The organism is Erythrobacter sp. K21-9 (genome assembly GCF_055808355.1).
Window position 1 is genome coordinate 1,750,319 of the sequence record NZ_CM147866.1, and the last position, 25,331, is coordinate 1,775,649.

Genomic DNA, 25,331 nt, shown 5'->3' on the forward strand with positions numbered 1-25,331 from the left:
TGATCGAGATTTCAGGCCAGCGCGTTCAGTGCATCAAGCTTACGCTTAAGGATGCGCGCTGCCCACCAATTCGCTGCGCCGACGAGAGCGAATACCGCGATTGTGAATGCGAGCGGTCCGGCAATTCCCTCGAGAGCACGCTCCCACCCGGCGTTTTCCGCCACTTTTACGGTAACCACGGCGTAGAACATTGCGATCCCGGGTATCAGCGGGGCGAGGTACCATTTCGGGATGGATCGCAGCGCTTTGTATTGCTGCGCATATTGCCGGCGCAGGTGATCGAGACATGCTTCTTCCGGTCGGCGAACGAGATTGCTGGCGCGCTGGTAAAGGTTCCACATGACCAAGCCGGTGCCGACCACGATCGCGGCCAAGGCGGCGGCGATAAGGGTTTCGCCCTTGACCATTGCGGCGACAGTCGATGCGCCGAAGAGCACAGCCACAAATGCACAGGCGAGATATTCGATGATGTTGCGGCGTCTGATGCGGCGTTCGAACGTTTCGGCGCGCGATGCGCAGTCGGTTGGCGGTGTGAAAGCGGCACCGCGTGCAGCGTCGCACCATTGGGGGAAGGGGACGGTGCTCATGCGGGAGCTCCTTGCATTGTCGGTTGTTCGAAATGTTCGGCCAGAAGCGTCTTGATGCGATGTATGCGGACACTGACTGCGCCGGGTGAGAGGCCGGTGATCTCGGAGATATCCGCACCGCTTTCTCCCTCAAGCCAAAGGACGATTGTTTGCGCATCGAGGGGTGGAAGCTGGCGGATCAGTTCGGCGACCTGGGATAGGACGTGCGCTTCTGCAGCCTCGCGCTCTGTATTGCCTGCTGCGGGTAGCGCGTCGATCGCTTCGAGAGGTACTTTTTTGGGGCCGCGTACCGATCTGGCGATGTGGTCGGCCGCTACGTTGTGCGCGACCCGGTACACCCATGTTTTGAGCGCACATTTACCATCGAACCTCGCAAGGCTGGTCCATATTGCGCAGTGCATTTCCTGTTCGAGATCGCGCGCTTTTTCCGCGTCGCGCTCTATGGCCCGGGCCAGACGGGCAATGGCTGGGGCAAATTGCTCGCCAGCTTCCCGGTAGAGTTGCTCTTCTCGCTTGGTCATGCCCTCTTTAGTCCGGGTCCAGGGAAACTTCTTACAGCGGTCTGAAAAAATTTCTCGATAGCGTGTAGCCGAGACGGACCCTTTCGCGAATAAAGGGGCCAGGAGGACGCCTATGCCCATGCAATCGCTGACTATCCCGACCCAAAGCGGCCAGACCCTGTCCGGATCGCTGGAAATGCCGACCGGGCTTGTTCGCGGGGCGGCGGTGTTTGCGCATTGCTTCACCTGCACGAAGCAGAGCCGCGCGGCGGTGAGCGTGTCGCGCGCGCTGGCTCAAGAGGGCATTGCGTGCCTTCGGTTCGATTTCACTGGATTGGGCGGCAGCGAAGGCGATTTTGGCAAGGCCGGTTTCGCCACCGACATCGAGGACCTGATCTCCGCTGCCGAGCACCTGTTCGAACGGTTCGAGCGCAAATTGCTCTTGGTCGGCCACAGCCTTGGCGGCGCGGCCGTTCTGGCTGCGGCATCGCAACTGGGCGGCGAGAAGGTTGCAGCCATCGCCACGGTCGGCGCACCTTCGGATGTGCCGCATGTTCTGCACAATATCTCAGGCGACCTCGACGCCATCGAGCGCGACGGCGAGGGTGAGGTGACCATCGGCGGGCGGCCCTTCAAGCTGAGCGGGGAGTTTCTCGACAAGACCCGCTCGGTCGATCTTCTGGCGCTCGTCAAGGACTTGCGGCTGCCCTATCTCGCGCTCCATTCGCCAAGCGACGCGATTGTCGGGGTCGAGCATGCTAGCGCACTGTTCCAGGCGGCTTATCACCCCAAGAGCTTCGTCAGCCTTGCCGGCGCGGATCACCTGCTCACTGACCCTGCCGATGCAGAGTTTGCAGCGAGCATGATCGCGAGTTGGGCGCACCGATATCTCCCGCTGCGTAAAGACTGGCCAATGCCCGAAGAAGGCGTCGTCGTGCAGACCGGGCACGGCAAATTCGGCACGGAGGTGCATACTGCCACGCATCGCTTCGTTGCCGACGAGCCGAAAAGCTATGGCGGCGACGATACCGGACCCACGCCTTACGACCTGCTGCTTGCGGCACTTGGCACCTGCACCGCGATGACGATGAAGATGTATTCCGACCGAAAGGAATGGCCGTTCGAAGGCGCGCGCATCCACCTCACGCATGAACGCAACCATGCCGAGGATTGCGGGCATGTCCTGTCAGCGGAAGAAGAGGGAATGCCCGCTCAAGCACTTAACCGCGCGATTGAGGTATTGGGCGACAACCTGACCGAAGAGCAGCGCGCAAAGATCATCGAAATCGCCGACAAATGCCCCGTCCACAAGACGCTGGAAGGCCACCTGCATATTCATACCGAGAGTTAGAGCCGGTCGAGCGAGCCTGCACAAACCAGCAGAAAGGTCACGGTGAGGATCGCTATGGTGGCGACTTTCCACCCGAGGCCCGCATCCTTCATCCCGCGATCCCAAGTCCACGCTCCGATCATTCCCGATGCAAGCGCTGATAGGGCGATGGTGATCGCACCGTGCTGGTTCAGCAAGAGGATGAAGATTGCAAATACGGCCACCATCTGGACAACAAGGGCTCCGGTGAACCAGACGATGGGGATGGGGCGATAGGCGGTGTCAGGCACCTCCCAATCGGGCAGCGAACTGTCGGGCCGCGAGATACGCCGGTCGCCGGCCATGATGTCTTCCTCACGCGGGTCGGGATAATGCGGCTTTTCGTGATCAGGCATCGATCATGTCGCGGTCCATCTCGCCCGCGCGGTTCTGGATGAAATTGAAACGGTGTTCCGGATTGCGGCCCATCAGCTGGTCGACGAGCTCCTTCACCGCAGCGCGGTCTTCGAATTCAGGCGGCAGGGTGATGCGAATAAGTGAACGCGTATCCGGGTTCATTGTGGTTTCGCGCAGCTGCTGCGGGTTCATTTCACCGAGGCCTTTGAAGCGTCCTACGTCGACCTTCTTGCCCTTGAACACCGTTTCTTCGAGCTCGGCCCGGTGCTCGTCGTCGCGGGCGTAGCGACTCTCCTTGCCGGCAGTCAGTCGGTATAGCGGCGGCTGCGCAAGGAACAGGTGTCCCTTGCGCACGATGTCTGGCATTTCCTGAAAGAAGAAGGTCATCAGCAGCGTCGCAATGTGCGCGCCATCGACGTCCGCATCGGTCATGATGATCACGCGGTCGTAGCGCAGGTTTTCCGCATCGCAGTCCTTGCGAGTCCCACATCCCAGCGCGAGGCCGAGGTCTGCGATTTCGGAGTTGGCGCGGATCTTGTCGGCAGTCGCGCTGGCGACGTTCAGGATCTTGCCCCGGATTGGAAGGATCGCCTGTGTCTTGCGATTACGCGCCTGTTTGGCGCTTCCGCCTGCGGAATCGCCTTCGACAATGAAGAGTTCGGTCTCAGCATCGGTCTCGCCCGAACAATCGGTCAGCTTGCCAGGCAGGCGCAATTTCTTGGCATTGGTGGCGGTCTTGCGCTTGATTTCGCGCTCCTGCTTGCGCTTGAGCCGCTCGTCCATGCGCTCCATCACTTCGCCGAGCAGCGCCTTGCCGCGCTCCATATTATCGGTGACGAAATGGTCAAAGTGATCGCGCACCGCATTCTCGACCAGGCGAGAAGCTTCGGGCGATGTCAGCCGGTCCTTCGTTTGTGACTGGAATTGCGGATCGCGGATAAAGACCGAGAGCATCACTTCGCCGCCGGTCATGACATCGTCGGCGGTAATGTCCTTGGCCTTCTTCGTGCCGGTCAATTCACCAAAGGCGCGCAGTCCCTTGGTCAGCGCGGCGCGGAGCCCCTGCTCGTGCGTGCCGCCATCGGGGGTGGGCACAGTGTTACAATACCAACTGGTCGAGCCATCGGAATATAGCGGCCATGCCACCGCCCATTCAACCTTGCCGAGCGACTGGCCATCGCCGTTTGCAGGGAAGTCCTGATTGCCGGTAAAAGGCTGCGCGGTCACGCATTCGCGCGCGCCGATCTGCTCTGCAAGATGGTCGGCGAGGCCGCCGGGAAACTTGAACGTGGCTTCTGCGGGCACGTCTTCGCTGGCGAGGCTCTCGGCGCATTTCCAGCGGATTTCAACGCCTGCGAACAGGTAAGCTTTCGACCGAGCAAGCTTGAACAGCCGGTGTGGTTTGAACTGTCTGTCGCCAAAGATCTCGGTATCGGGAGTGAAGCTGACCTGCGTGCCGCGCCGATTGGGCGCCGCGCCGATTTCCTCGATCTTGCCAAGCGTCTGACCCTTGGCAAATTCCTGCGCGTAAAGTTGCTTGTCGCGCGCCACCTCGACTCGGGTGTGCGAGGACAAGGCGTTAACAACGCTCACCCCGACCCCGTGCAAGCCGCCACTGGTAGCATAGGCCTTGCCAGAGAATTTGCCGCCCGAATGAAGGGTGGAGAGGATCACCTCAAGCGTCGACTTGCCGGGAAACTTCGGATGTTCGTCAACCGGGATGCCGCGGCCGTTGTCCGAGATGGTCAGGCGGTTGCCTTCCTCAAGGCGCACCTCGATCCGATTTGCATGGCCTGCAACGGCCTCGTCCATCGAATTATCGAGAACCTCGGCGGCGAGGTGGTGTAATGCGCGGTCGTCTGTCCCGCCGATATACATGCCCGGGCGGCGGCGCACCGGCTCCAGCCCCTCGAGCACTTCGATGGATGAGGAGTCGTAATCGCCGCTCGAAGTCGGCGTGTTTTCAAACAGGTCATCGGACATGGACCTGATATGGCGCGCCGGGCGCTCGCTAACAAGCGCGCCGGGTGATGTTTTGCGCCGCTTTAATTACCGAAGCTGCTTGGCGCCGCATCCACGGCCACAACATTGTTACCACGAACCTCGCGCACTTCGAGAGTGCGTTCCGCAACCCCGTCTCGTCCAAACCGGAATGCACCGTCGACCCCAAGGAACCCGCCGCGATCATACAGCTCGCTTTTCGGGAAATTCCGGCCAACGCGCCAATCGCGAGCCACGCGCAAGGTCAGCAGCACGGCATCGTAGCCAAGCGTGGCAATCCGGTAAGGCTTGGTCCCGAAACGCGCTTCATAACTTTCGGCAAAGCGCCTGTAACGGCCATCGGAGACTGCCGAGAACAGCGCCCCGTTGATCCCGCTCGAGCGGGTGAGGATGGATTCGCCGCTCCACAGCTCCGTGCCGAGCAGTCTCGTGCCGCTTGCACCGTCGCTTTTCAGCTCATCTGCTGCAAGCACGGCAAGGCGCGCGCCGTCGCCAATCAACACCGTGTCATATCCGCCTGCCTGCCGCAGGCGCTGCGCCGCGCTGACGATCGAGGTGTTACCGCGCGCATACCGCGCCGATCCGACGAGATTGCCGCCGTAATCGCCAAGCGCATTGTTCAATGCTTCGAAAGAGCGCTGGCCGTAATCACCCTCGGGCACCAGCGCTGCAAAATTATTCGATCCCCGGTCGCGGGCAAACTGGACGGTGCGGCGGATCGATTGTTCGGGAACGTGGCCCATAACGAACACATCGGAACTTGCCACGGTCACATCGTTAGAAAAGGCAATTGAAGGGACGTTCGCCGGGCCAGCGGCGGAGCGCACGTCGGGCACATTTTGAGCCAATAGCGGGCCGAGGATCAGCTTGTTGCCATCCGCAATCGCCTGCCGCGCCATGGCGGCTGCGCCGCGCGAGGTATCGTAGGTCGTTATGCGGATGTTGTTTGCATTCGTATCGAGCAGCGCCATGGTCGTCGCATTGGCGAGCGACTGGCCGACGGCCGCCGTATTGCCCGACATCGGTACGAGCAGCGCGACACGGTGACGCGTCGCATCTGTGGGCAAGGCGGTCGCGCTGGGTTCCGGCGATGGGCCGACATCGGGGCCGGTCGTTGCCGTATCAGTCTTGGGAATGAGCGCACACCCGCTGAGCAGGGCCGCGCTGCCTGCCACGACAAGAGCGCGTTTTGAAAATACACGTCCGATAGCGCTCGAAAGTGTTGCGTGCGTAAGCTTCATTCTTGCCGACCCCTGATCGCTGCTTCATGGATGGCCTCTCATGAAGACGCCACAACCTGAATCAGCCCTTAGTGAACCTCTGGAAGCCGGGCTTTATATTGTAGCCACGCCGATTGGCAATCTTGGCGATATAACGGTGCGTGCGGTCGACGTATTGCGCCGGTCTGAAGTGATCGCCTGCGAGGATACGCGGGTGACGGGTAAGCTCCTGAAACATTGCGGCGTTTCCACCCGGATGCAGCGATATGACGACCATGCCTCTGACCGGCAGCGGGAGGCGCTGATCGACATGGCGCGCGCGCAGCCGGTCGCATTGGTGAGCGATGCGGGCACGCCCTTGGTCTCCGATCCGGGCTACAGACTGGTTCGCGATGCCCGCGAGGCGGGAGTAGCAGTCACGAGCATTCCCGGAGCATGCGCTGCCATTACCGGATTGACGCTCGCAGGCCTGCCCAATGACCGCTTCCTTTTCGCAGGATTCCTGCCGGTAAAGGAGAAAGCGCGCGGCGACGTGCTCGCCGAATTGAGCGCGGTGGCTGCGACGCTGATCTTCTACGAAACAGGACCGCGTCTGGAGCGCAGTCTGCGCGCTATCGCCGACATCTGGCCGCTGCGAGAGGTCGCGGTCGCCCGCGAGCTCACCAAGCTTCACGAGGAATGCCGCAACGGATCGGCTGCAGACCTGGCCGAGCATTACGCGGCGCATCCGCCAAAAGGAGAAATCGTCCTGCTGATCGGTCCGCCGGTCGAAGGCGCCGCCGACCAGGATCCCGACGCCCTGCTGGCCGAGGCGCTCTCCGATCACAGTCCCAGCAAGGCGGCGGGTCTGGTGGCCAAGGCAACGGGGCTTGATCGAAAAGCGCTATATGCGCGCGCGGTGGAGCTGAAGGCGCAGTGACGGCGAAACGCGAAATCGCCGAACGGAGGGGGCGCGAGGGAGAGGCGCAGGCGGCACATTGGCTCGCCCAGCAGGGTTGGCGCATCCTCGCGGAACGGGTGAAGACGCCGCTGGGAGAAATCGATCTGATTGCACGCAAGGACGGCCTCACCGCCTTTATCGAAGTAAAATGGCGCAAGCGCGCGAGCGACCTCGCGGATGCGATTGATGAGCGGCGCCTGACACGGGTGGCAGCGGCTGCGGAAATTGCGGCCTATGATTACGCCGATCCGGGCGACGACCTGCGCATCGACGTGATCCTGCTTGCACCCGGTACCCGTCCGCGCCACATCACTAACGCGTTCCAACCCTGAGAGGATTTTCCGCATGAGCCTGCGCGTCGCGGTCCAGATGGACCCCATTGAAGACATCAACATCGCCGGGGATCTCGTCCTTTGCGCTGATGCTGGCGGCGCAGGAACGCGGATATTCGGTGTACGAGTATCACGTCGAAAGCCTGACGCTTGATGCAGACGACCGTCTGTTTGCCGAGTGCTATCCGTTGAAGCTCCAGCGCGTCGAGGGAGATCACGTCGAAAAGGGCGAGGTGCAGCGGCTCGATCTCGGCAAGGATATCGACGTGGTGCTGATGCGGCAGGATCCGCCGTTCCACATGGGCTATATCACTGCGACGCACATGCTCGAGCGTATTCAGGACCAGACTTTGGTGGTCAACGACCCCGCCAATGTCCGCAATGCGCCCGAAAAGGTCATGGTGCTCGATTACCGCCGCTTCATGCCGCCAACCTTGGTCACGCGCTCACCAGATGAAGTGAAGCGTTTCATGGCCGAGCATGGCGCGGTGGTGGTCAAACCGATCCACGGCAATGGCGGCAAGGCGATCTTCCGCATTCCTGAAAGCGGCGACAATCTCACGGCATTGTTTGAGGTGTTCAACCAGACCTGGCCCGAGCCGCACATGGTGCAACCCTTCCTCCCCGAAGTGGCCGAGGGCGACAAACGCATCGTCCTGATCGACGGTGAGGTGGCCGGCGCGATCAATCGCATACCGGGCAAGGGCGAATTCCGCTCGAACCTCGCCATGGGCGGCAGCGCCGAGGCGACCGAGCTGACGACCCGAGAGCGAGAAATCTGCGAGGCGATGGGCCCGGAACTGAAGCGACTCGGCCTGACCTTCGTCGGCATCGATGTGATCGGAGGCAAGTGGCTGACCGAAATCAACGTGACCTCACCAACAGGGATAGTGGCGATCGACAAGTTCAACGGGACCGATACCGCGGGGATGATCTGGGACGCGATCGAACGGCGGTTGGGGTGAAGTCTCGCGTTGCCTTCGATTACTCGGTGGACCCGCTTAAGTTCTGTGTCACTCAAGCTTTTAGGCACAAGGTGGCGGTCGTGTGTCTTCTGTGCTTAGCTTTATGTAGTTGCACCGCGATTCCAACGACCAGAGCCCAAGCGCTAATCTTCCAAGAACCCGCAAGCTTTGAAGGACAAACGGTCCACGTTTGCGGTCGATTGAGTGGGACTTCGAACCTATACTCTTCAAGGCACGGAGATCAGGGGCTTTCGATCCGGTCATCAGATGAAATGGCGTCGCTTATCCTCCAGCAGTGGCAAAATCAGAAGTCTACGTGCCTGACAGGGACGATCGAGTATCTTGGTTGTGAAACCGATGAACAAATTATCTGTGTAGACTCGGCCTTCGACTATGCGATCAACGTGGCAGAGGTCCATTAATTGCCCCATGAGCAACCTCACCCTTTCTTCGCCCGAGGATGCGCGCCGCGATATGTCTCCAGCAGGCTCGCCGCATCGACCTTGGTATAGATCTGCGTCGAACCCAGCGAAGCGTGCCCCAGCAGTTCCTGCAAACTCCGCAAATCCGCTCCTGCTCCCAGCAAGTGCGTCGCGAAGGAATGCCTGAGAGCATGTGGCGTCGCAGTGTCGGGCAGACCCAGCGCGCGCCGCGCTCGCGCCATCGCCTTCTGCACCATGCCTTGTGAAAGCGGGCCACCCTTGGCTCCGCGGAACAGGGGCTCCTTGGCCGAGAGCGGGTAGGGGCATGCATTGGTGTAGGCGGCCACCGCATCGCGCGTGATGGGCAGGACCGGGACGAGCCGCTGCTTTCCGCCCTTGCCGGTGACCTGCAAGGTCTCGCCGAGCGGGGCATCGCGACCCTCAAGCGACAGGGCTTCGGCGATCCGCAGGCCTGAGCCGTACATCAGCAGCAGCACCGCGCGGTCGCGCGCGCCGATCCAGTCTTCGCTTGCAGTCCCGTCGATCAGGTCGGCGATGTTGACCGCTTCGTCGGGCGTGACGGGGCGGGGCAGACCTTTCTTGAGCCTCGGTCCGCGCACGCGCGGAGGCGCAGGATCGGGATCGCCGCTCTCGCTGCGCGCAAAGGCGATGAAGGATTTGAGCGCGGAAAGCTCACGCGCGGCGCTGGAATTGGCGAGTCCCTCGGCGCGGCGGGATGCGAGATGCGCGCGCAGATCATGGGCCTCTAGCGCGGCGACCTCTGCGAAGCTCGACAGGCCGCGTAAATCGACCACTCTCTGCGCCGCCGAACAATAGGCGCGCACGGTATGGGGGGATCGGCGCAGGCTGTCTGTGAGGTGCGACCGCCATGCTGCAAGAAGCTCTGCGCGGCTCATGCCTCGACCAGCGCATCGGCGACGATCTCGGCCAGCAACCCATCCAGCAGGGGCCTACCTTCAGCGCCTACGCCAAGACGCGCGCCGTCCTGCCAGAGCAAGCCGAGTTCGGTGTATTGAGCGATCTTTTCCGGCACGATCAGGTCGCTGCGCGGGATGCCAAAACGAGCCTCCAGCGCTGCGACATCCACACCTTCTCGCAGCCTCAGCCCCATCAGCAGCGCCTCTGCGGCCTGTTCGGGGGCGCCAAGAATGCGCTGTTCGGCAATACCGTGGCCGCGCTCGGCGACGGCGCTGAGAAAATTCTCGGGCTTCTTGTGCCGGGTTGTCGCAAATCCTCCGCGCCGCCCGTGTGCGCCCGGTCCGATCCCGGCATAATCCTGATATCGCCAGTAGGTAAGGTTGTGGCGGCTTTCCTCACCGGGGCGGGCATGATTGCTGGTTTCGTAAGCGGGCAGTCCAGCCGCCTCAGTCAGTTCCTGAGTCAACGCGAAGAGTTCGGCAGCTTCGTCGTCATCAAGCGGCGTGAAGATCCCGCAGCGCACATCGGTGGCGAAGCGCGTGCCCGGTTCGATCGTCAGCTGGTAAAGCGATAGATGCGATGTCCCAAAACCCAGTGCCCGCTCAAGCTGCGTGCGCCAATGCACTGCGGTCTGTCCGGGGAGGGCATAAATCAGGTCGAAACTGACGCGCTTGAAATGCTCCTGAGCTGTCCCCAGCGCTGCCACAGCCTCTTCTGCACCGTGGAGGCGGCCAAGCCATTGGAGCGCCTCGTCATCAAGTGATTGCACACCAAGCGACACGCGGTTGATGCCTGCCGCCGCGAGGTCCGCAAAATTGGCAGCCTCTACCGAGGAGGGGTTGGCCTCTAGCGTGATCTCGATAGCGGGGTCGAAACCCCACAGGTCCTGCGCCGCGCCAAGCAGAGTATCGACCACAGCAGGCGGCATCAGCGAAGGCGTGCCGCCGCCGAAAAAGATCGAGGTGAGCGTTTCTCCACCTGCCGCATCGGCCTCGGCGTGCATGTCGGTGAGCAAGGCTGCTTGCCACGCAGCCGTATCCACACGCTCGCGCACATGCGAGTTGAAGTCGCAATAAGGGCATTTCTTCGCGCAGAAGGGCCAGTGGATGTAGAGCGCTCGAGCCACGGACCCGATCCTATGCGATGTGGACAGCAAAAAGCCAATCGGTCAATTTGGCGCAATCGCGGAACGTGCCGGGTACCGGCGGTTCTGCAATCGCGCCGAGTGGTTTTGACTAAGCCCGCTTAAGCATGTTGGTTCAGCTGACCTTAGACATAAAGGGTCGACTGCAAATCCATGATAACTGGCCGTGAATTGTTGCGCTCATCAAGCGTGCTCGCCGTTTCGTTCGCCATGGCTCTGGTCGGCTGCGGCGGCGAGGGCTCCCCCGTGCCTGGCGGCGCCGTGGCTGCGGCGTCCCCTGCGCCAACCCCGACACCCACACCCAGTCCGTCTCCTACTCCTGCGCCGTCGCCAACGCCGTCTCCGTCACCGACGACGAGCACTGCATCGAGCAGGCAGGACCAGATGCTTGCAGTGATGCTGCGCGATCACAACGCGGCGAGGCGCGAGGTCGGAACGCCCGATCTGGTGCTCGATGATGACCTGAGCAGGCAAGCGCTGCAATATGCACAGGAACTGGCTGCGACTGGTCAATTCCAGCACAGCCCGAAAAGCTCGCGGCAGGGGCAGGGCGAAAACCTGTGGGCGGGCACTGCCAATGCGTTCGGTTTCGAGGAGATGGCAGCGGGCTGGATCAATGAGAAACAGTACTACACCCACGCCAGCTTCCCCTATGTGAGCAGCACGGGGCGGTGGCAGGATGTGGGACATTACACCCAGATCATCTGGCGAGACACCGACAAGCTCGGTTGCGGGATTGCGACCGGAGGCGGGCGCGATTACCTGGTTTGCCGCTATTCTCCGCAAGGAAACATAGTCGGCCAGTATGCCTATTGATCAGCCGCTGAACTGGTCCGCAACCAGTTTGGCGAAGGCATCGGCGCGGTGGCTGATGGCATGCTTCTCGGATGGGTCGATCTCGGCAAAGGTCTGCTCGCTGTCTTTCGGTACGAATACGGGATCGTATCCAAAGCCCATTTCTCCGCGCGGAGGCCATGTCAGCGAGCCCGGGCACTTTCCTTCGTAGACCACGTGTTCACCGTCAGGCCATGCGACTGCAAGGACGCAGTGAAAAGCAGCCGAACGGTCTGTATCGGAGCCGCGTTCCTGCAGCATCCCTTCGACCTTGCCCATCGCCATGTACCAGTCGCGGCCCGGATCGCCCTCGAACCATTGCCGCTCGGCCCAGTCGGCGGTGTATACGCCAGGCCTGCCGCCGAGTGCCTCGACGCTGAGGCCGCTATCATCTGCGAGCGCGGCGAGGCCCGATGCCTCGGCGGCGGCGCGCGCCTTGATCAGCGCATTGTCCACGAATGTCTTGCCGGTTTCGAGCGGCTCCGGCAGGCCGAGCGACCCTGCCGAGATGCATTTCATCCCGTAGGGTTCGAGTAGCGCCGATATTTCCTTCAGCTTGCCTGAATTGTGGGTCGCAATGACGAGCGACCCGCCGCCCAGTCTCCGTGTCATTTTACCGCTTCCAGCTGTTTGGCGAAGATTCCGTCGCAGCCGATCTTGGCGAGGCGCAGGAGGCGCAGAAGGCCCTCTTCGTCGTATGTGGCGCCCTCGGCGGTGGCCTGAACCTCTGCGATCTGACCGCCTTCGATCAGGACGAAATTGGCGTCGGCCTCAGCGGAGGAATCCTCGGGATAGTCGAGGTCGAGCACGGGAGTTCCGTCGAAAATTCCGCACGAAATCGCCGCGACCTGGCCGGTGATCGGATCGTCCTTGATCGCGCCGCTCTCCATCAGGCCGCTGACCGCGAGGCGAAGTGCGATCCACGCGCCGGAAATCGAGGCAGTGCGCGTGCCGCCATCGGCCTGGATCACGTCGCAATCGAGCGTGATCTGGCGCTCGCCAAGCTTCTTGAGATCGACCACTGCACGGAGGCTGCGCCCGATCAGGCGCTGGATTTCCTGCGTCCGACCGCTCTGTTTGCCTCGCGCCGCCTCACGGCTGCTGCGAGTGTGCGTTGAGCGCGGAAGCATCGAGTATTCGCCGGTGACCCAGCCTTCTCCCTTGCCGCGCAGCCATGGCGGGATGCGTTCTTCGACGCTGGCGGTGCACAGCACGCGGGTGTCGCCAAAGCTGATGAGGCACGATCCTTCGGCATGTTTGGTGAAGCCGGTTTCGATGGTAATGGCGCGCATTTCGTCTGGCGCGCGTCCTGATGGGCGCATGGGAAAGCTCCTGAATGGGTTCGATTCGTCTCTTGCCGCGCGGTGTGGCGGGGAAGTTGGCGCGCGGCAAGGCTTGGCGAATGCGCGCTGTGCGCTAAACGTAGGAATATGGCCTCACCACCGATCACCGAGATGACCGAACGAGCGCGCGAAATCTTTCGCCGTGTGGTGGAGGGATATATCGATAGCGGCCAGCCGGTCGGGTCGAAGACATTGGCGGCGGATGGTACGCTCAGCCTGTCGCCGGCATCGATCCGTTCGGTGCTGGCTGAACTCGAAAGCCTTGGTCTGCTCGCTGCGCCGCATACCAGTGCGGGGCGAATGCCGACCGATGCGGGGCTGCGCATTTTCGTCGACGGGATGATGCGCGTCGCAGAGCCGACCCACGAAGAACGCGCACAGATCGAAGCGCGCCTGTCGGAGAGCGGACCGGTGGAGCAGGCTTTGCAAAAGACCAGCGCGCTGCTTTCCGACCTGTCCGGTGCGGCGGGCATGGTGATGGTGCCGACACGCGAGCAGAAACTCGCGCAGTTCAACCTCGTCGATCTTGGGCAGGGCCGGGCGCTCGCCGTGCTGGTGGGCGAAGATGGCGGGGTCGAGAACCGCGTAATGGACCTCGGCGGCGCGCTCAGCACCAGCGCGCTTGATGCTGCGAGCAATTACATCACCGCGCGGCTTTCCGGACGCACTCTCGCAGAGGCGGCGCAGGCCATGACGGCCGAGATCAAAACAGGCAAGACCCAGCTTGATGACGCCAGCCGCGACCTCGTGGAGCGAGGGCTGGCCGTGTGGAGCGAGGATGCCGATGCGCGCCCCGTCTTGATCGTGCGCGGTGCGGCGAACCTCCTTGACGAAAATGCACTCGACGATATCGACCGGGTGCGCTCGCTGCTCGACGACCTGGAGGACAAACAATCGGTCGCCAGCCTGCTGGAGAGCGCGCGGGAGGCCGATGCGACGCGCATTTTCATAGGCAGTGAGAACCGCCTGTTCGGCCTTTCCGGCTCCTCAGTCATCGCATCTCCCTACCGCGATCGAGAGGGCCGCGTCGTGGGAGTCCTTGGCGTGATCGGGCCAACGCGGTTGAATTACGCGCGGGTCGTCCCCATGGTTGACCTGACTGCAAGATCGCTTGGCCGCTCACTGGACAAGCTCATCGTTTGAATGGAAAATCAAAGCACATGATGGACAATGACAAGCCGCAGGATGATGCGGCGAATGAAGACGTAAAAGCCGAGCTGAAGGGCGTGCCCGAAGAGTTCCTTACCGATGATGAGGAGCTCGAGGCACCGGAGGGCGATACCGACCTCTCCGAAGCGCTCGAAGCGCTGCGCCGCGATCTCGACGAGGCCAAGCAGGAAGTGCTCTACGCGAAGGCCGACACGCAGAACGTGCGCCGCCGCGCGGAAAAGGACATTCAAGACGCACGTAACTACGCCGCCACAGGCTTTGCCCGCGATATTTTGAGCGTGGCGGATAACCTTTCACGCGCGATCGATGCGATCCCCGGTTCCTTGCGCGAGGACGAGAAAATGAAGGGTCTTGTCGTCGGCCTCGAAGCAACCCAACGCGAGCTTGAAAAGGTCTTCAAGCAGCACGGCATCGAGCGCATTGCAGCGGTGGGCCTGCCGCTCGATCCTAATCAGCATCAGGCGATGATGGAAATTCCGGACGCTGATAAAGAGCCGGGCACTATCGTGCAGGAAATGCAGTCGGGCTGGATGATCAAGGACCGTCTGCTGCGCCCTGCGATGGTGGGCGTGGCCAAGAAGCCGGAGTGACTTCACCCGAAGTCTGGTAGCGGGCTCGCCTCGATATCGTCGATCAGCTGGCGGTTCATGGCTGACTTGTTCGAGTTGAAGGCGCCTGGGTTGAGCCCTTTCAAGTGCGCAAGTTCCGCTTCCAGCGTCGCTTGCACCTGATCGGGCGACACTACCACATCGAAATAACCGACCTCGCGGGCCGCCTTGGGAGCGAACATTTCGGACGTCGCGACGGCTTTGCGGCCATGCGGGCTAAGGCGCGCTGCGCCTAGGATCATGGGATAGATCGGCAGGGCCATGCCGATCGCGCTTTCGTTCATTCCGGTGACGAAATCGCCATCGGTCCCGATTGCCTTGTCTGCTGCCAGCATCAGGAACGCGCCCATCGGATAGGCGTGGCCTTCGCATACCGTTACGACCGGGGCAGGGTGGCGCAGGATGGCGAGAATGGCGTCCTTGCCCGCTTGTAACTGGGCGGTCGCCACGTCTGGCCCTGCCGCGAACCCCTTGAGGTCGAACCCGGCGGAGAAGATGCCCTGCCGCCCGCGGATCGCGACCGGCGCCTGATCGACCGCACATTCGGCCAGCGATGTAACCAGTGCGTCGAGCTTTTCCTTGTTCAGCGCATTCACCTTGCCATCATCCAGCGTGATGATGTGTGCGCCATTTTGCATTTCGTGATTGATCATGTCCGGCTCCCGTCAAGTGTGTTTGAGGGGGCCTTATCGAGCCGAAGCGGCTGCTCCAATGGCAATTTTATGCATACCGTTACGGCGCGCTACGGCAGGCCGGCTATAAAGTTGCGCCATCGAAGCGCACTAGGACGTCATAGGCTGACTTGTCCGCGATCCCGGCTACCTTGGCCCCGTGCCTCAGCCAGAATGCGTGCTTCACAATCTCGGCCTGCTGCTCGATCCCGTAGGCGCTGAATGGCTGGCCGGGCTTCAGGCTGTAGTCGTAACGGCAAAAAGGGTGGCGATTGAGGATGAGGTACCAGCCACCGCGGGTCTGCGTCTGCCAAACATGGGTGAGTTCGTGAATCAGCAGGCCCTGCCGCGCAAGGTTTACCGTCGAGAAGTCGTCGCAATAGGCGGTGCCGTCCGGGTGGAAATGCACATGACCGCGAGGTGCCATCGTAACGCGCTTGGGCTGGAACGGAAAGAACTTGCGGCGCCTGAGTTTGACCGCGCCGTAATCAATCGCATCGCCATAGACGGTCCGGGCGAGGGTGACCTCGCCCGGCGTCAGGTGACGTTCGCCGCCCACCGGACAGGCGGGCAGCGTATCGTTGTCAGTATCCGGTAGCGCCCCGTGATTCAGCTTTCTTCCCCGGCTTCCTCTTCCGCAGGCAGGCCGCGTTCGTCGCCCGCCGGCAGTACCTCGGCTTCGAATGTGTGCGTGCCGCCGCCCGATACGGTCAATGTAACCTCGGCCATGTCGCCGGGTTCCAGATCGGCGGATGGCTCGAACGCCATCACATGCAGGCCGCCGGGCTCGAAGCTGATTTCCGATCCATTGGTGATAGCGATTGGCAGCGCCTCCATCATCTGCACCTTGAAATCGTACTCGCCGTAATCGTGCAAGGTGGCGCTGTCTGCCTGTGCTACGTCGGCCCTGCGGATGGTGAGGCCCCGGTCGCCCTCGTAAACAAGGTCGAAATAGACCGCCGCGGGATTACCCTCAACCGCGCCCAGAATCATGCGAGCATTGTTCACGCTCATGCCCGGAACTTGGCCTTCGACCTCGACCGGTGCTTCAGGCTCGCCTCCGCATGCCCCCAGCATTATTGTGCTGCATAGCGCAGCAGCAACAGCGATTGTCTTCATCGAGCGCCCCGTTTTATTTGCTGTGTTCACGTATGTGTCCCCTCCTTGGATGGGATGAAAACTAGTGCGAGCGTTCCCTTGTGCCAAGCAAAACCGCACCTATATCCGCCTCATATTCGAGCCGCCGAAGCGTTTCGCCCGAAGGATCCTCCACAGGGGAAGCGCGCGAAGGCGGTGTCCAACGACCATGATAGGATGGGGAAATAATGGGTAAAGTAATCGGTATCGACCTCGGCACCACCAACTCCTGCGTTGCAGTGATGGATGGCGGAAAACCAAAGGTTATCGAAAATTCCGAAGGCGCACGCACGACGCCTTCGATCGTCGCGTTCACCAAGGATGGCGAGCGACTGATCGGCCAGCCGGCCAAGCGCCAGGCGGTCACCAATCCTGACAACACGCTGTTTGCGATCAAGCGCCTTATCGGCCGTCCGTTCAACGATCCCCTGACCAAGAAGGACATGGATCTCGTCCCTTACGACATCGTCAAGGGCAAGAACGGCGATGCATGGGTCGAAGCAGGCGGCGAAGAATATTCGCCCAGCCAGATTTCAGCCTTCATTCTGCAAAAGATGAAGGAAACCGCCGAGAGCTACCTTGGCGAGACGGTCGAGCAGGCGGTCATCACCGTGCCGGCCTACTTCAATGACGCGCAGCGCCAGGCAACCAAGGATGCCGGCCAGATCGCAGGCCTTGAAGTGCTTCGCATCATCAACGAGCCAACCGCTGCCGCACTCGCGTATGGAATGGACAAGGAAGACGGCAAGACCATCGCCGTTTACGACCTTGGCGGCGGTACGTTCGACGTCTCGATCCTCGAGATCGGTGACGGCGTGTTCGAGGTGAAGTCGACCAATGGCGACACTTTCCTCGGCGGTGAAGACTTCGACAACGCGATTGTCGATTACCTCGCCGAGCAGTTCCAGAAAAAAGAGAATATGGACCTGAAGACCGACAAGCTCGCTCTTCAGCGCCTCAAGGAAGCAGCCGAAAAGGCGAAGATTGAGCTTTCGAGCTCGGCCACGACCGAAGTAAACCTGCCCTTCATCACCGCTCGCATGGAAGGTGGATCATCCACCCCGCTGCACCTTGTCGAAACTCTCAGCCGCGCTGACCTCGAAAAGCTGGTTGGCAAGCTGATCGACCGCACGCTTGAACCATGCAAGAAGGCCTTGGCCGATGCCGGGGTGAGCAAGGACGAGATCGACGAGGTGATCCTGGTTGGCGGCATGACTCGCATGCCGCGCGTGCGCGAAGTGGTCGAGAAGTTCTTCGAAGCCAAGCCGCATACCGGCGTGAACCCCGATGAAGTCGTAGCAATGGGCGCGGCCATTCAGGCGGGTGTGCTTCAGGGCGACGTTAAAGACGTGCTGCTGCTCGATGTGACCCCGCTTTCGCTGGGTATCGAAACGCTGGGCGGTGTCTTTACCCGCATGATCGATCGCAACACGACGATCCCGACCAAGAAGACCCAGACTTACTCGACCGCCGAAGACAATCAGAACGCGGTGACGATCAAGGTTTTCCAGGGCGAGCGCGAGATGGCGGTCGACAATAAGCTGCTTGGCAATTTCGACCTCGTCGGCATTCCACCGGCTCCGCGCGGCGTCCCGCAGATCGAGGTTACGTTCGACATCGACGCCAACGGCATCGTGTCGGTCGCTGCCAAGGACAAGGGCACCGGCAAGGAACAGACAATCAAGATTCAGGCCTCGGGCGGATTGTCGGATAGCGACATCGACCAGATGGTTCAGGATGCCGAGAAGTTCGCGGACGAAGACAAGAAGCGCCGCGAGGCGGCCGAGGCTCGCAATCAGGCCGACAGTCTTGTCCATGCGACCGAGAAGCAGCTTGAAGAGCACGGCGACAAGGTCGACGCCGGGATCAAGAGCGAAGTCGAGGAAGCGCTTGCCGCGACCAAGACCGCACTCGAGGGCCAAGACGGAGCTGAGATCAACGCCAAGGCCGAAGCTCTCACGCAGGCAGCGATGAAGATGGGCCAGCAGATCTACGAACAGGAGCAGGCCAATGCCGCCCCTGAAGGTGGTGAAGCGGGCGCTGAGACCGCAGCCGAAGAAGCGGCAGACGAAGATGTCGTCGACGCCGAATTCTCCGAGGTCGACGAAGACAAAAAGGGCTGATGTCCTCATGAAAACGGCAATCACCACCGGCGCACCATGTGCCGGTGGTGATTAGCTTTGGGACGACAACCGATGGCAGCTACCCAACTCGATTATTATCAGACCCTCGACGTGTCGCGCGATGCAGATGGGTCGGTGCTGAAAAGCGCCTATCGCAAGCTCGCGATGAAGTATCACCCGGACCGCAATCCGGGCGATGCGGAGGCGGAAGCCAAGTTCAAGGCCTGCAACGAGGCTTATGAATGTCTGAAAGACCCGCAGAAGCGCGCAGCCTATGACAGGTTCGGACATGAAGCCTTCACGCAAGGCATGAATGGCGGCGGCAGTGGAGGCGGGTTTGGCGGAGGCCGGGGCGGCCAAGGCGATTTCGCCGACATCGGCGATATTTTCGAAACCATTTTCGGCAGCGCTTTTGGTGGAGCCGCTTCTGCCCGGCAACAACAGCGCCGCGGCGCGGACCTGCGCTATGACATGCAGGTCACCCTCGAAGAGGCATTTCACGGCAAATCGACCGAGATCGAAATCGAAGTCTCACAGAGCTGTGAGACCTGCGACGGCTCGGGCGCGTCACCGGGAACGGGTGAACGTCAGTGCAATCTGTGCCACGGCCAGGGTGCGGTGCGCGCAAAGCAGGGCCTGTTCGTCGTCGAGCGGCCATGCCCGACTTGCGGCGGGCGCGGCGCTGTTATCGAAGACCCTTGCGGCGATTGCCGAGGGGAAGGGCGGGTTGACCGCGCGCAATCACTCGAAGTCGAGATTCCGGCCGGCGTCGATACAGGAACACGCATCCGCCTCTCCGGCAAGGGCGAGGCCGGGCAGCGCGGAGCCCCTCCGGGTGACCTCTACATCTTCATCCACGTCAAGGATCACTCGGTTTTCGAACGCGAGGGCACGACTCTCGCCGCGCGCATTCCGGTGAGCTTCACGACTGCGGCCCTTGGCGGCAGCGTGACAATCCCTGATCTCGACGGATCGACCAACGAAGTCGATATTCCGGTCGGCATTCAATCGGGTAAGCAATTGCGCGTGCGGGGCGCGGGCATGCCGGTCCTGCAAGGACGCGGACGCGGCGATCTCGTGGTGGAAATCAAGGTCGAAACCCCGACCAAGCTGAGCCGCAAGCAGAAGGAGATACTCGAGCAGTTCCGGGAAACCGAAACTGGCGATGAGTGTCCGGAAAGCAAGGGCTTTTTCAGCAAGATCAAGGACGCGTTCGGCACCTAGGCGAGCCCGCGCCCGCTCGACATGCGTTTGATGGCAGGTTAGGCCTCTTTTTCCGAAGAGGAGACCCTGCCATGAACCGTATTGCTGCCCTATCGCTCGCTTCCGCTGCAATGCTGGTCGCATCGCCGACCATCGCCCAGCGCAATTTCGACAATGTCGAGGTCACCTCGGAAGAAATCGCTCCGGGTGTCGCGGTTCTGTTCGGCGCGGGCGGCAATATCGGGATCAGCCACGGCGAAGACGCTACGGTGATGATCGACGACCAGTTTGCCCCGCTCTCCGAAAAGATCGAAGCGGCGGTCGCGGCGTTGGGAGCAACGCCGGTGAAATATGTCGTCAACACGCACTGGCATTTCGATCATACAGGCGGGAACGAGCATTTCGGAAAGACCGGCGCGACCATCTTTGCCCATGACAATGTCCGCGTCCGCATGGCTGAAGGGGGCACCGCAGCAGGCAACACTACGCCGCCCGCTGCAAAGGAAGCGCTGCCGGTCGTCACTTACGGCCAGGGGATGCGTTTCCACCTGAACGGCGACACGATCAACCTGATGTTTCTCGGCGGCGGCCACACTGACGGTGATAGCGTCGTGATCTGGGAAGAGAAAAACATAGTCCACATGGGTGATCTCTATTTCAAGATCCCCGGATACCCCTTCATTGACCTCAATTCAGGCGGCAATGTCTACAACGCCATGCAATCGCTCGACCTCGTCATCTCGATGACAGATAGCGAAACCAAGGTCATTCCGGGGCACGGTCCGATGTCGAACAAGGCCGAACTGGTCGCCTACCGCGCTATGATCGGCGAAGCGGTCTCCCGGGTCGAGGCGCTGCACGAAGGCGGGATGACGCTTGAGCAGGCTGTTGCGGCTCAACCGCTTGCGGATATCGACCGCGGCGAGGGCGGCTTCATCAGCGCAGATGCCTTTGTCACGGCTATCTGGAACAGCATCGAGGCCTGATTAGTAGCCATCTCCGAGCTTCTCGATCACTTCTGCACGGATCGTCTCGATCAATCCGCTCTGGCATCTTTTTGCGCTGTCTTCCTCGTCCAGAATGGCAAGGAACGCGGCGCGCTTGACGCTGCGTATCGCGAGCTCGGGCAGGCCGCCTTCGACGGTGGAGGCGATGAAGTCGATCATCCGTTCTGCGCCGTGCAGGCGGCCCCACAGGTAATCGTTCTCGCGGTAGGCGCGGCTGAAGAACGCGCCGAAATTGTAGAACTCGATACCCCGCAGCGTCTCTTGCGTCCCGCCTTCACGTATGGAGCGCGCGTCGTCGGGCGAGATCCGGTCGATCTTTACCGGATTGTATTCCGCCAGCTGGTCGCTCTGCACCAATGGCAGCGTGGCAACGTCGTAGAACGGGAAGCCGAGATAGGTCAGCAGCATCCGCCGTTTGAGGTTCTTCGGCATCGCCTCAAGCGCCTCTGCAAGCATGGTCTCGGCCTGGATGTCGGTCTCGGGCAGGAGGCGCCGCGATGCGAGATAATCAAGCACTGCGCCAGGATCCTCGAGCACATGCCGCGCCAGCTCCTTGAACTCGTCGCACACCATCGCGCTGTCATCGGCGCGCATATACAGGCCGAGAATGTCGTAGATTTTTGCGCGGGCCAGATCGAGCGCATCGTCCGAAATCGCCGGATCGATCTCCCAGTCGCGTGACAGCCGCCGGGCGAGCAATTGCAGCCGACGGATGCGGAACCCGATGTCGTGCGCGCGGAAGAAGATGATCGTCTCCGGCGTGGCACCGCCAGCTTCGTCGGTCAGCGTCTCGATCCCGCGCGCCGCCAGCTCGCGCCTCAGCACTTCGGCGATGAGGCTGCTGTCCGCAAGCGTCAGCTCCGGCGCCGAGGCATGGGTAAGTTCGGCAAGTCGGTCGATGATACCGGTGAACTTGGTCTGCGCGTAAGAGCCAAAGGCGTAACCTGCGCGCTCGGCAGCGGCCTGCTGTGCTTTCGCGCGCCAGTTGCCCAGCCGCTTTGGCGTCGGACTATCCAGGAAAAATGTGCGGTCGAACAGTTTTTCGACCGCTCGGTCGATTTCGGGTCTCAGCCCCCGAACTATCCGGCTCAGCCGCTCGGCATCGCGCGATTGCTGCTCGATACGTTCGAGGTCGTCGCGGATCGGCTGTTCGCGCGGGATCGTGGACAGCGATCCGAAAATCGCTCCGAAGAACCCGATAGGCCTGTCGAGCTGGTCGCCAACGGAACTGGTGCGGTCCGGGCGCGGCTCGATATAGACGAACCGCCGGTCGACTTCGCGCTGCGAGGTTCGCCCGCCGAGCGCCTCGAGTGCAGCGGCGAACGGCGCATTGACCAGCACCGCACCATCGATCAGCGCGACATTCTCGACCGTGCCATCACGGACATGCACCGGCATGATGCGGTTGAGGAATGTGCCGCGCGATGCCCAGTAATGCCCTTCGAGGTCGGCCAGCCGGTCAATCTCCGCGAGTGTCAGCGGGGGAAAGCTCCCGGAAAGCTCGCCGTCGCCCGAGCTGCAAGGACGAGCTCGAGCGGATCGGCAAGCTGCTCCTCGCCGCTGCTCGACACCTTTGACCGAAATGCGATCGGCATCCGGTGCTCGGTCTCCTCGACGATAGGGGGCGAATTGAGGCGCAGCATTTCGGCATGACCGCGGAAATCGGTGGCCGTGACAAACAGGTCGACAGGGTGACCGTCGGGCAGCAGCGGCGGGCCGTCCTCGGTCGCCTCCATACTCTCGAACGCTTCGAACAGCATCGCAGAAAAGCGGTCGCCCGAAAACGGCGGGTTGAACCAGCGCCCGCGCACCAGCCGCGACACCTTGTGGCGCACTTCGGCGCGTGTTTCCGGCGAGACGCTTTCGCTGACGGCGTTGCCGGGACGCTTCAGGAACCAGTCGGCGATAGGCTGCGCCCAGAACTTGGCAAAGCGCCACATCGGCTCGGCGTCGGGATCGGTCAGCTCGCTGACATCGGCATTCTCGAGCCAGAGATCGGTCAGCGGCTCGAGCGATCGGCCCGAATGCAGCGCCTGCGCGAGGAATATCGCGTTGATGCCTCCCGCGCTGGCGCCGGTGAGGATGTCCGGTAAAACCCGAAGCCGCAGGCCGTGCTCCCGCTCTACCCGGGCGATGAAGTCGCGGTAGACGCGCGCAACGCCGGTGAGCGCGCTGTCCTCGTTCGCGTGATAACACCGGCTTGCCCGCGCGAGGTGCCAGACCTCCTTGGTGACGCCGTGCATGTACACTGCGAGGCTGACCCCGCCGTAACACACTAAAGCCAGTCGCAATTCCTTTTGGCGCATGAAATGTTCTGTGCCGGGGATAGCGCGGCTTTGCAATTGCGTTCCGCAAATGTTCCGGATAATGGCGGGTCATGGCGAAGAGCAAGAAGCGGTTTGTGTGTCAGTCCTGCGGCAGTGTCTCGCCGCGCTGGCAGGGGCAGTGTCCCGATTGTGCAGAATGGAACACGCTGGTCGAGGATGCGCCAGCGACGGTTTTTTCGCAGAAGCATGATCTATCGCGCGGCGGGCGGGGGATCGAATTTGTCCCGCTGAACCGGCAGACCGAATTGCCGGTGCGCAAGTCGACCGGCCTTGCCGAATTCGACCGCGCGCTTGGTGGAGGGCTCGTTCCGGGATCTGCTGTGCTTATGGGCGGCGATCCGGGTATCGGCAAATCGACCTTGCTGCTCCAGACGGCGGCAACCATCGCGCGCGGCGGCAACGATGTGGTCTATGTCAGCGGCGAAGAGGCTGCGGGGCAAGTCCGGCTCCGTGCGACAAGGCTGGGAGTGGCCGACGCGCCGATCCGTCTCGCCTCCGAAACCTCGGTGCGAGATATTCTCACGACGCTCGGCAATGGCACTCCGCCGGCCCTGCTGGTTATCGATTCGATCCAGACAATGCATTCGGACACGATCGAGGGTGCCCCCGGCACGGTTAGCCAGGTGCGCGGCTGCGCGCTCGAATTGATCCGTTACGCCAAGGAAAATGGCACCGCGCTTTTCCTCGTCGGACATGTGACCAAGGATGGCAACATCGCTGGCCCGCGTGTGCTGGAACACATGGTCGATGTGGTGATGAGCTTCGAGGGGGAGCGCAGCCACCAGTATCGCATCCTGCGCGCGCTTAAGAACCGCTTTGGCGCGGTCGATGAGATTGGCGTGTTCTCGATGGTGAGCGAGGGGCTGGAGGAAGTCTCGAACCCGTCAATGCTGTTTCTATCGGGGCGCGATCAGCCGCTTGCGGGCAGCGCGGTGTTCCCGGCGCTTGAAGGGACGCGCCCGGTGCTGGTCGAGATACAGGCGCTGATCGTGCGGCTGCAATCGGGCGCGACTCCGCGCCGCGCGGTTGTGGGGTGGGACAATGGCAGGCTCGCAATGCTGCTGGCGGTGCTCGAATCGCGCTGCGGGCTGAATTTCAGCTCGGCGGAGGTTTATCTCAACATCGCAGGCGGATACCGCTTGGCCGACCCCGCTGCCGACCTCGCGGTGGCAGCGGCGTTGATATCGGCGCTCGCCGACAAGCCGCTACCGGACAAGGCGGCGTGGTTCGGAGAGGTTTCGCTGGCCGGCGAAATTCGCCCCGTGGCGCATTCCGATCTGAGGCTGAAGGAAGCGGCGAAACTGGGTTTTACGCGCGGCTACGGCCCGTCCGATGCCAAGACCGGTTCGTCGGCGCTCGAATATCGAGGATTGGGACAACTCGCGAACCTCGTTGACCAGGTGATGGGCAGCGAATAATCCACGCCGCCATGAGTTTGTTCGACATAATCGTGCTTTTGCTCGTCGGCTTTGCAGCAATCGGCGGGTTCATCAGGGGCCTTGTACAGGAAGTTCTGTCACTTGCGGCGTGGATCCTGGCCGCGTTCGCGGTATATTATCTGCACGGGCCGCTAACCGATGCCCTACGCAATCTCTACGATACCGAGCAGACGACACCGATCCTTGCCTTTGCGCTGTTGCTGCTCATTCCCTACGCCGCCATGCGCGTCATCGCGAACAATGTTGGGGAGGCATCCCGCAATTCCATCCTTGGCCCGATCGACCGGGTGCTTGGGTTCGGATTCGGCGCGGTGAAAGGCGTCCTGATAGTGGTTTTCGCGTTTTCCATTGTGGCGATCGGGTTCGATTCAGTGTGGGGATACCAAGGCCGTCCGACATGGATCACGACCGCGCGCACCTATCCCGCAGTCGACACGTTCTCCCGCGAAATGGTCCAGATGATCGCGGAACGCCGGGCGCGTCTGCGCGGCGAAGCGGAAGCGGCGGAAGCAGCAGAAGCAGACAATTCGGGTGAATAGCCCGGTGGCAGATCAGACCGCTACGAAACTATACACCCCCCAATTGCTTGCACTCTCCGCTTCGCTAGCGGAGTACCCGCTTGATCCGGCGCTTCCCCTCAAAGCAGAAGGGCGCTCGCGCACATGCGGATCGTCGATCCTGGTCGCCGTCGCC

At 61.7% G+C, this 25,331-nt stretch carries 23 protein-coding genes and 2 pseudogenes; 12 read left to right on the forward strand and 13 right to left on the reverse strand.

The window, feature by feature from the left end:
- Nucleotides 1-11 precede the first annotated feature (11 nt).
- Both AC0L39_RS08875 and AC0L39_RS08880 read right to left on the reverse strand, forming a co-directional pair.
- Nucleotides 12-587, reverse strand: a complete 576-nt coding sequence (locus tag AC0L39_RS08875) for a hypothetical protein (RefSeq protein ID WP_473257217.1) — start codon at nt 585-587, stop codon at nt 12-14.
- The gene (locus AC0L39_RS08880; RefSeq protein WP_473257219.1) at nt 584-1,228 is read right to left on the reverse strand and encodes an RNA polymerase sigma factor; all 645 of its coding nucleotides are present in this window, start codon (nt 1,226-1,228) and stop codon (nt 584-586) included. The genes AC0L39_RS08875 and AC0L39_RS08880 overlap by 4 nt, the downstream gene beginning before the upstream one ends.
- Between AC0L39_RS08880 and AC0L39_RS08885 the strand changes: the two genes are divergently transcribed.
- The gene (locus AC0L39_RS08885; protein WP_473257221.1) at nt 1,227-2,438 is read left to right on the forward strand and encodes a bifunctional alpha/beta hydrolase/OsmC family protein; all 1,212 of its coding nucleotides are present in this window, start codon (nt 1,227-1,229) and stop codon (nt 2,436-2,438) included. The two genes, AC0L39_RS08880 and AC0L39_RS08885, sit on opposite strands and share 2 nt — an antisense overlap.
- On the opposite strand, the gene AC0L39_RS08890 is transcribed toward AC0L39_RS08885, so the two are convergent.
- The 3 genes from AC0L39_RS08890 to AC0L39_RS08900 form a co-directional block, all read right to left on the reverse strand.
- On the reverse strand, nt 2,435-2,812 hold the full coding sequence (locus tag AC0L39_RS08890) for a hypothetical protein (protein WP_473257222.1): 378 nt from the start codon (nt 2,810-2,812) through the stop codon (nt 2,435-2,437). The genes AC0L39_RS08885 and AC0L39_RS08890 overlap by 4 nt on opposite strands.
- Nucleotides 2,805-4,796, reverse strand: coding sequence for a DNA topoisomerase IV subunit B (parE, locus tag AC0L39_RS08895; RefSeq protein WP_473257224.1), 1,992 nt, complete (start codon nt 4,794-4,796; stop codon nt 2,805-2,807). Before parE ends, AC0L39_RS08890 begins: the two co-directional genes overlap by 8 nt.
- 62 nt (nt 4,797-4,858) lie before the next feature.
- Nucleotides 4,859-6,055: a penicillin-binding protein activator gene (locus AC0L39_RS08900; protein ID WP_473257225.1), complete on the reverse strand. Its 1,197-nt coding sequence runs from the start codon at nt 6,053-6,055 to the stop codon at nt 4,859-4,861.
- A gap of 40 nt (nt 6,056-6,095) precedes the next feature.
- Between AC0L39_RS08900 and rsmI the strand changes: the two genes are divergently transcribed.
- The 3 genes and pseudogenes from rsmI (at nt 6,096) to gshB (ending at nt 8,271) form a co-directional block, all read left to right on the forward strand.
- A complete protein-coding gene (rsmI, locus tag AC0L39_RS08905) occupies nt 6,096-6,953 on the forward strand; it encodes a 16S rRNA (cytidine(1402)-2'-O)-methyltransferase (protein WP_473257226.1) in 858 nt (285 codons plus the stop codon).
- Nucleotides 6,950-7,306, forward strand: a complete 357-nt coding sequence (locus AC0L39_RS08910; protein WP_473257228.1) for a YraN family protein — start codon at nt 6,950-6,952, stop codon at nt 7,304-7,306. Before rsmI ends, AC0L39_RS08910 begins: the two co-directional genes overlap by 4 nt.
- A 13-nt stretch (nt 7,307-7,319) precedes the next feature.
- Nucleotides 7,320-8,271: pseudogene (gene gshB, locus AC0L39_RS08915) on the forward strand (glutathione synthase).
- A gap of 439 nt (nt 8,272-8,710) precedes the next feature.
- On the opposite strand, the gene AC0L39_RS08920 reads toward gshB, so the two are convergent.
- Entirely contained in the window at nt 8,711-9,610 is a 900-nt protein-coding gene (locus AC0L39_RS08920; RefSeq protein WP_473257230.1) for a tyrosine recombinase XerC, read from the reverse strand.
- Complete coding sequence (hemW, locus tag AC0L39_RS08925) at nt 9,607-10,758, reverse strand: radical SAM family heme chaperone HemW (RefSeq protein WP_473257232.1); 1,152 nt, start codon at nt 10,756-10,758, stop codon at nt 9,607-9,609. Before hemW ends, AC0L39_RS08920 begins: the two co-directional genes overlap by 4 nt.
- 171 nt (nt 10,759-10,929) lie before the next feature.
- Between hemW and AC0L39_RS08930 the strand changes: the two genes are divergently transcribed.
- Complete coding sequence (locus AC0L39_RS08930; RefSeq protein WP_473257235.1) at nt 10,930-11,592, forward strand: CAP domain-containing protein; 663 nt, start codon at nt 10,930-10,932, stop codon at nt 11,590-11,592.
- On the opposite strand, the gene rdgB is transcribed toward AC0L39_RS08930, so the two are convergent.
- Entirely contained in the window at nt 11,593-12,222 is a 630-nt protein-coding gene (gene rdgB / locus AC0L39_RS08935; protein WP_473257237.1) for an RdgB/HAM1 family non-canonical purine NTP pyrophosphatase, read from the reverse strand. It lies immediately after the preceding gene.
- Nucleotides 12,219-12,932: a ribonuclease PH gene (gene rph, locus AC0L39_RS08940; protein ID WP_473257239.1), complete on the reverse strand. Its 714-nt coding sequence runs from the start codon at nt 12,930-12,932 to the stop codon at nt 12,219-12,221. The genes rdgB and rph overlap by 4 nt, the downstream gene beginning before the upstream one ends.
- 108 nt (nt 12,933-13,040) lie before the next feature.
- On the opposite strand from rph, the gene hrcA reads away from it, so the two are divergent.
- Together hrcA and grpE are read left to right on the forward strand one after the other, a co-directional pair.
- On the forward strand, nt 13,041-14,096 hold the full coding sequence (gene hrcA, locus AC0L39_RS08945; RefSeq protein ID WP_473257240.1) for a heat-inducible transcriptional repressor HrcA: 1,056 nt from the start codon (nt 13,041-13,043) through the stop codon (nt 14,094-14,096).
- Nucleotides 14,097-14,113: 17 nt separating this feature from the next.
- Nucleotides 14,114-14,713: a nucleotide exchange factor GrpE gene (gene grpE / locus AC0L39_RS08950; protein WP_473257242.1), complete on the forward strand. Its 600-nt coding sequence runs from the start codon at nt 14,114-14,116 to the stop codon at nt 14,711-14,713.
- Between the two features lie 2 nt (nt 14,714-14,715).
- Here grpE and AC0L39_RS08955 read toward each other — a convergent pair whose 3' ends face one another.
- The 3 genes from AC0L39_RS08955 to AC0L39_RS08965 all read right to left on the reverse strand — a co-directional run bounded on the left by AC0L39_RS08955 (nt 14,716) and on the right by AC0L39_RS08965 (nt 16,551).
- Nucleotides 14,716-15,384, reverse strand: coding sequence for a crotonase/enoyl-CoA hydratase family protein (locus tag AC0L39_RS08955; RefSeq protein ID WP_473257244.1), 669 nt, complete (start codon nt 15,382-15,384; stop codon nt 14,716-14,718).
- A gap of 103 nt (nt 15,385-15,487) precedes the next feature.
- A complete protein-coding gene (locus AC0L39_RS08960; protein WP_473257246.1) occupies nt 15,488-15,961 on the reverse strand; it encodes a vgr related protein in 474 nt (157 codons plus the stop codon).
- Between the two features lie 50 nt (nt 15,962-16,011).
- Entirely contained in the window at nt 16,012-16,551 is a 540-nt protein-coding gene (locus tag AC0L39_RS08965; RefSeq protein ID WP_473257248.1) for a copper chaperone PCu(A)C, read from the reverse strand.
- Nucleotides 16,552-16,727: 176 nt separating this feature from the next.
- Between AC0L39_RS08965 and dnaK the strand changes: the two genes are divergently transcribed.
- The 3 genes from dnaK (at nt 16,728) to AC0L39_RS08980 (ending at nt 20,851) form a co-directional block, all read left to right on the forward strand.
- A complete protein-coding gene (gene dnaK, locus AC0L39_RS08970) occupies nt 16,728-18,662 on the forward strand; it encodes a molecular chaperone DnaK (RefSeq protein ID WP_473257250.1) in 1,935 nt (644 codons plus the stop codon).
- Between the two features lie 72 nt (nt 18,663-18,734).
- Complete coding sequence (gene dnaJ / locus AC0L39_RS08975; protein WP_473257252.1) at nt 18,735-19,886, forward strand: molecular chaperone DnaJ; 1,152 nt, start codon at nt 18,735-18,737, stop codon at nt 19,884-19,886.
- 71 nt (nt 19,887-19,957) lie between these two features.
- A complete protein-coding gene (locus AC0L39_RS08980; protein ID WP_473257254.1) occupies nt 19,958-20,851 on the forward strand; it encodes an MBL fold metallo-hydrolase in 894 nt (297 codons plus the stop codon).
- On the opposite strand, the pseudogene AC0L39_RS08985 reads toward AC0L39_RS08980, so the two are convergent.
- Nucleotides 20,852-23,178, reverse strand: a pseudogene (locus AC0L39_RS08985) (patatin-like protein).
- A 71-nt stretch (nt 23,179-23,249) separates the two neighbouring features.
- Here AC0L39_RS08985 and radA point away from each other — a divergent pair.
- Nucleotides 23,250-24,617 (forward strand): DNA repair protein RadA, encoded by a 1,368-nt coding sequence (radA, locus tag AC0L39_RS08990; protein ID WP_473257256.1) that lies wholly within the window; start codon nt 23,250-23,252, stop codon nt 24,615-24,617.
- Between the two features lie 11 nt (nt 24,618-24,628).
- Nucleotides 24,629-25,177, forward strand: a complete 549-nt coding sequence (locus AC0L39_RS08995; protein ID WP_473257258.1) for a CvpA family protein — start codon at nt 24,629-24,631, stop codon at nt 25,175-25,177.
- Nucleotides 25,178-25,331: the final 154 nt, after the last annotated feature.

What these genes read in the sequence shown, in the direction of transcription:
- AC0L39_RS08920 (WP_473257230.1), bottom strand. Translation starts at nt 9,610, where the DNA reads ATGAGCCGCGCAGAGCTTCTTGCAGCATGGCGGTCGCACCTCACAGAC.
- rph (WP_473257239.1), bottom strand. Translation starts at nt 12,932, where the DNA reads ATGCGCCCATCAGGACGCGCGCCAGACGAAATGCGCGCCATTACCATC.
- rdgB (WP_473257237.1), bottom strand. Translation starts at nt 12,222, where the DNA reads ATGACACGGAGACTGGGCGGCGGGTCGCTCGTCATTGCGACCCACAAT.
- rsmI (WP_473257226.1), top strand. Translation starts at nt 6,096, where the DNA reads ATGAAGACGCCACAACCTGAATCAGCCCTTAGTGAACCTCTGGAAGCC.
- AC0L39_RS08980 (WP_473257254.1), top strand. Translation starts at nt 19,958, where the DNA reads ATGAACCGTATTGCTGCCCTATCGCTCGCTTCCGCTGCAATGCTGGTC.
- dnaK (WP_473257250.1), top strand. Translation starts at nt 16,728, where the DNA reads ATGGGTAAAGTAATCGGTATCGACCTCGGCACCACCAACTCCTGCGTT.
- grpE (WP_473257242.1), top strand. Translation starts at nt 14,114, where the DNA reads ATGATGGACAATGACAAGCCGCAGGATGATGCGGCGAATGAAGACGTA.
- parE (WP_473257224.1), bottom strand. Translation starts at nt 4,796, where the DNA reads ATGTCCGATGACCTGTTTGAAAACACGCCGACTTCGAGCGGCGATTAC.
- hrcA (WP_473257240.1), top strand. Translation starts at nt 13,041, where the DNA reads ATGGCCTCACCACCGATCACCGAGATGACCGAACGAGCGCGCGAAATC.
- AC0L39_RS08995 (WP_473257258.1), top strand. Translation starts at nt 24,629, where the DNA reads ATGAGTTTGTTCGACATAATCGTGCTTTTGCTCGTCGGCTTTGCAGCA.
- AC0L39_RS08890 (WP_473257222.1), bottom strand. Translation starts at nt 2,812, where the DNA reads ATGCCTGATCACGAAAAGCCGCATTATCCCGACCCGCGTGAGGAAGAC.
- AC0L39_RS08885 (WP_473257221.1), top strand. Translation starts at nt 1,227, where the DNA reads ATGCAATCGCTGACTATCCCGACCCAAAGCGGCCAGACCCTGTCCGGA.
- AC0L39_RS08875 (WP_473257217.1), bottom strand. Translation starts at nt 587, where the DNA reads ATGAGCACCGTCCCCTTCCCCCAATGGTGCGACGCTGCACGCGGTGCC.
- AC0L39_RS08955 (WP_473257244.1), bottom strand. Translation starts at nt 15,384, where the DNA reads ATGATCAATCACGAAATGCAAAATGGCGCACACATCATCACGCTGGAT.
- AC0L39_RS08930 (WP_473257235.1), top strand. Translation starts at nt 10,930, where the DNA reads ATGATAACTGGCCGTGAATTGTTGCGCTCATCAAGCGTGCTCGCCGTT.
- AC0L39_RS08900 (WP_473257225.1), bottom strand. Translation starts at nt 6,055, where the DNA reads ATGAAGCTTACGCACGCAACACTTTCGAGCGCTATCGGACGTGTATTT.
- dnaJ (WP_473257252.1), top strand. Translation starts at nt 18,735, where the DNA reads ATGGCAGCTACCCAACTCGATTATTATCAGACCCTCGACGTGTCGCGC.
- radA (WP_473257256.1), top strand. Translation starts at nt 23,250, where the DNA reads ATGGCGAAGAGCAAGAAGCGGTTTGTGTGTCAGTCCTGCGGCAGTGTC.
- AC0L39_RS08880 (WP_473257219.1), bottom strand. Translation starts at nt 1,228, where the DNA reads ATGGGCATAGGCGTCCTCCTGGCCCCTTTATTCGCGAAAGGGTCCGTC.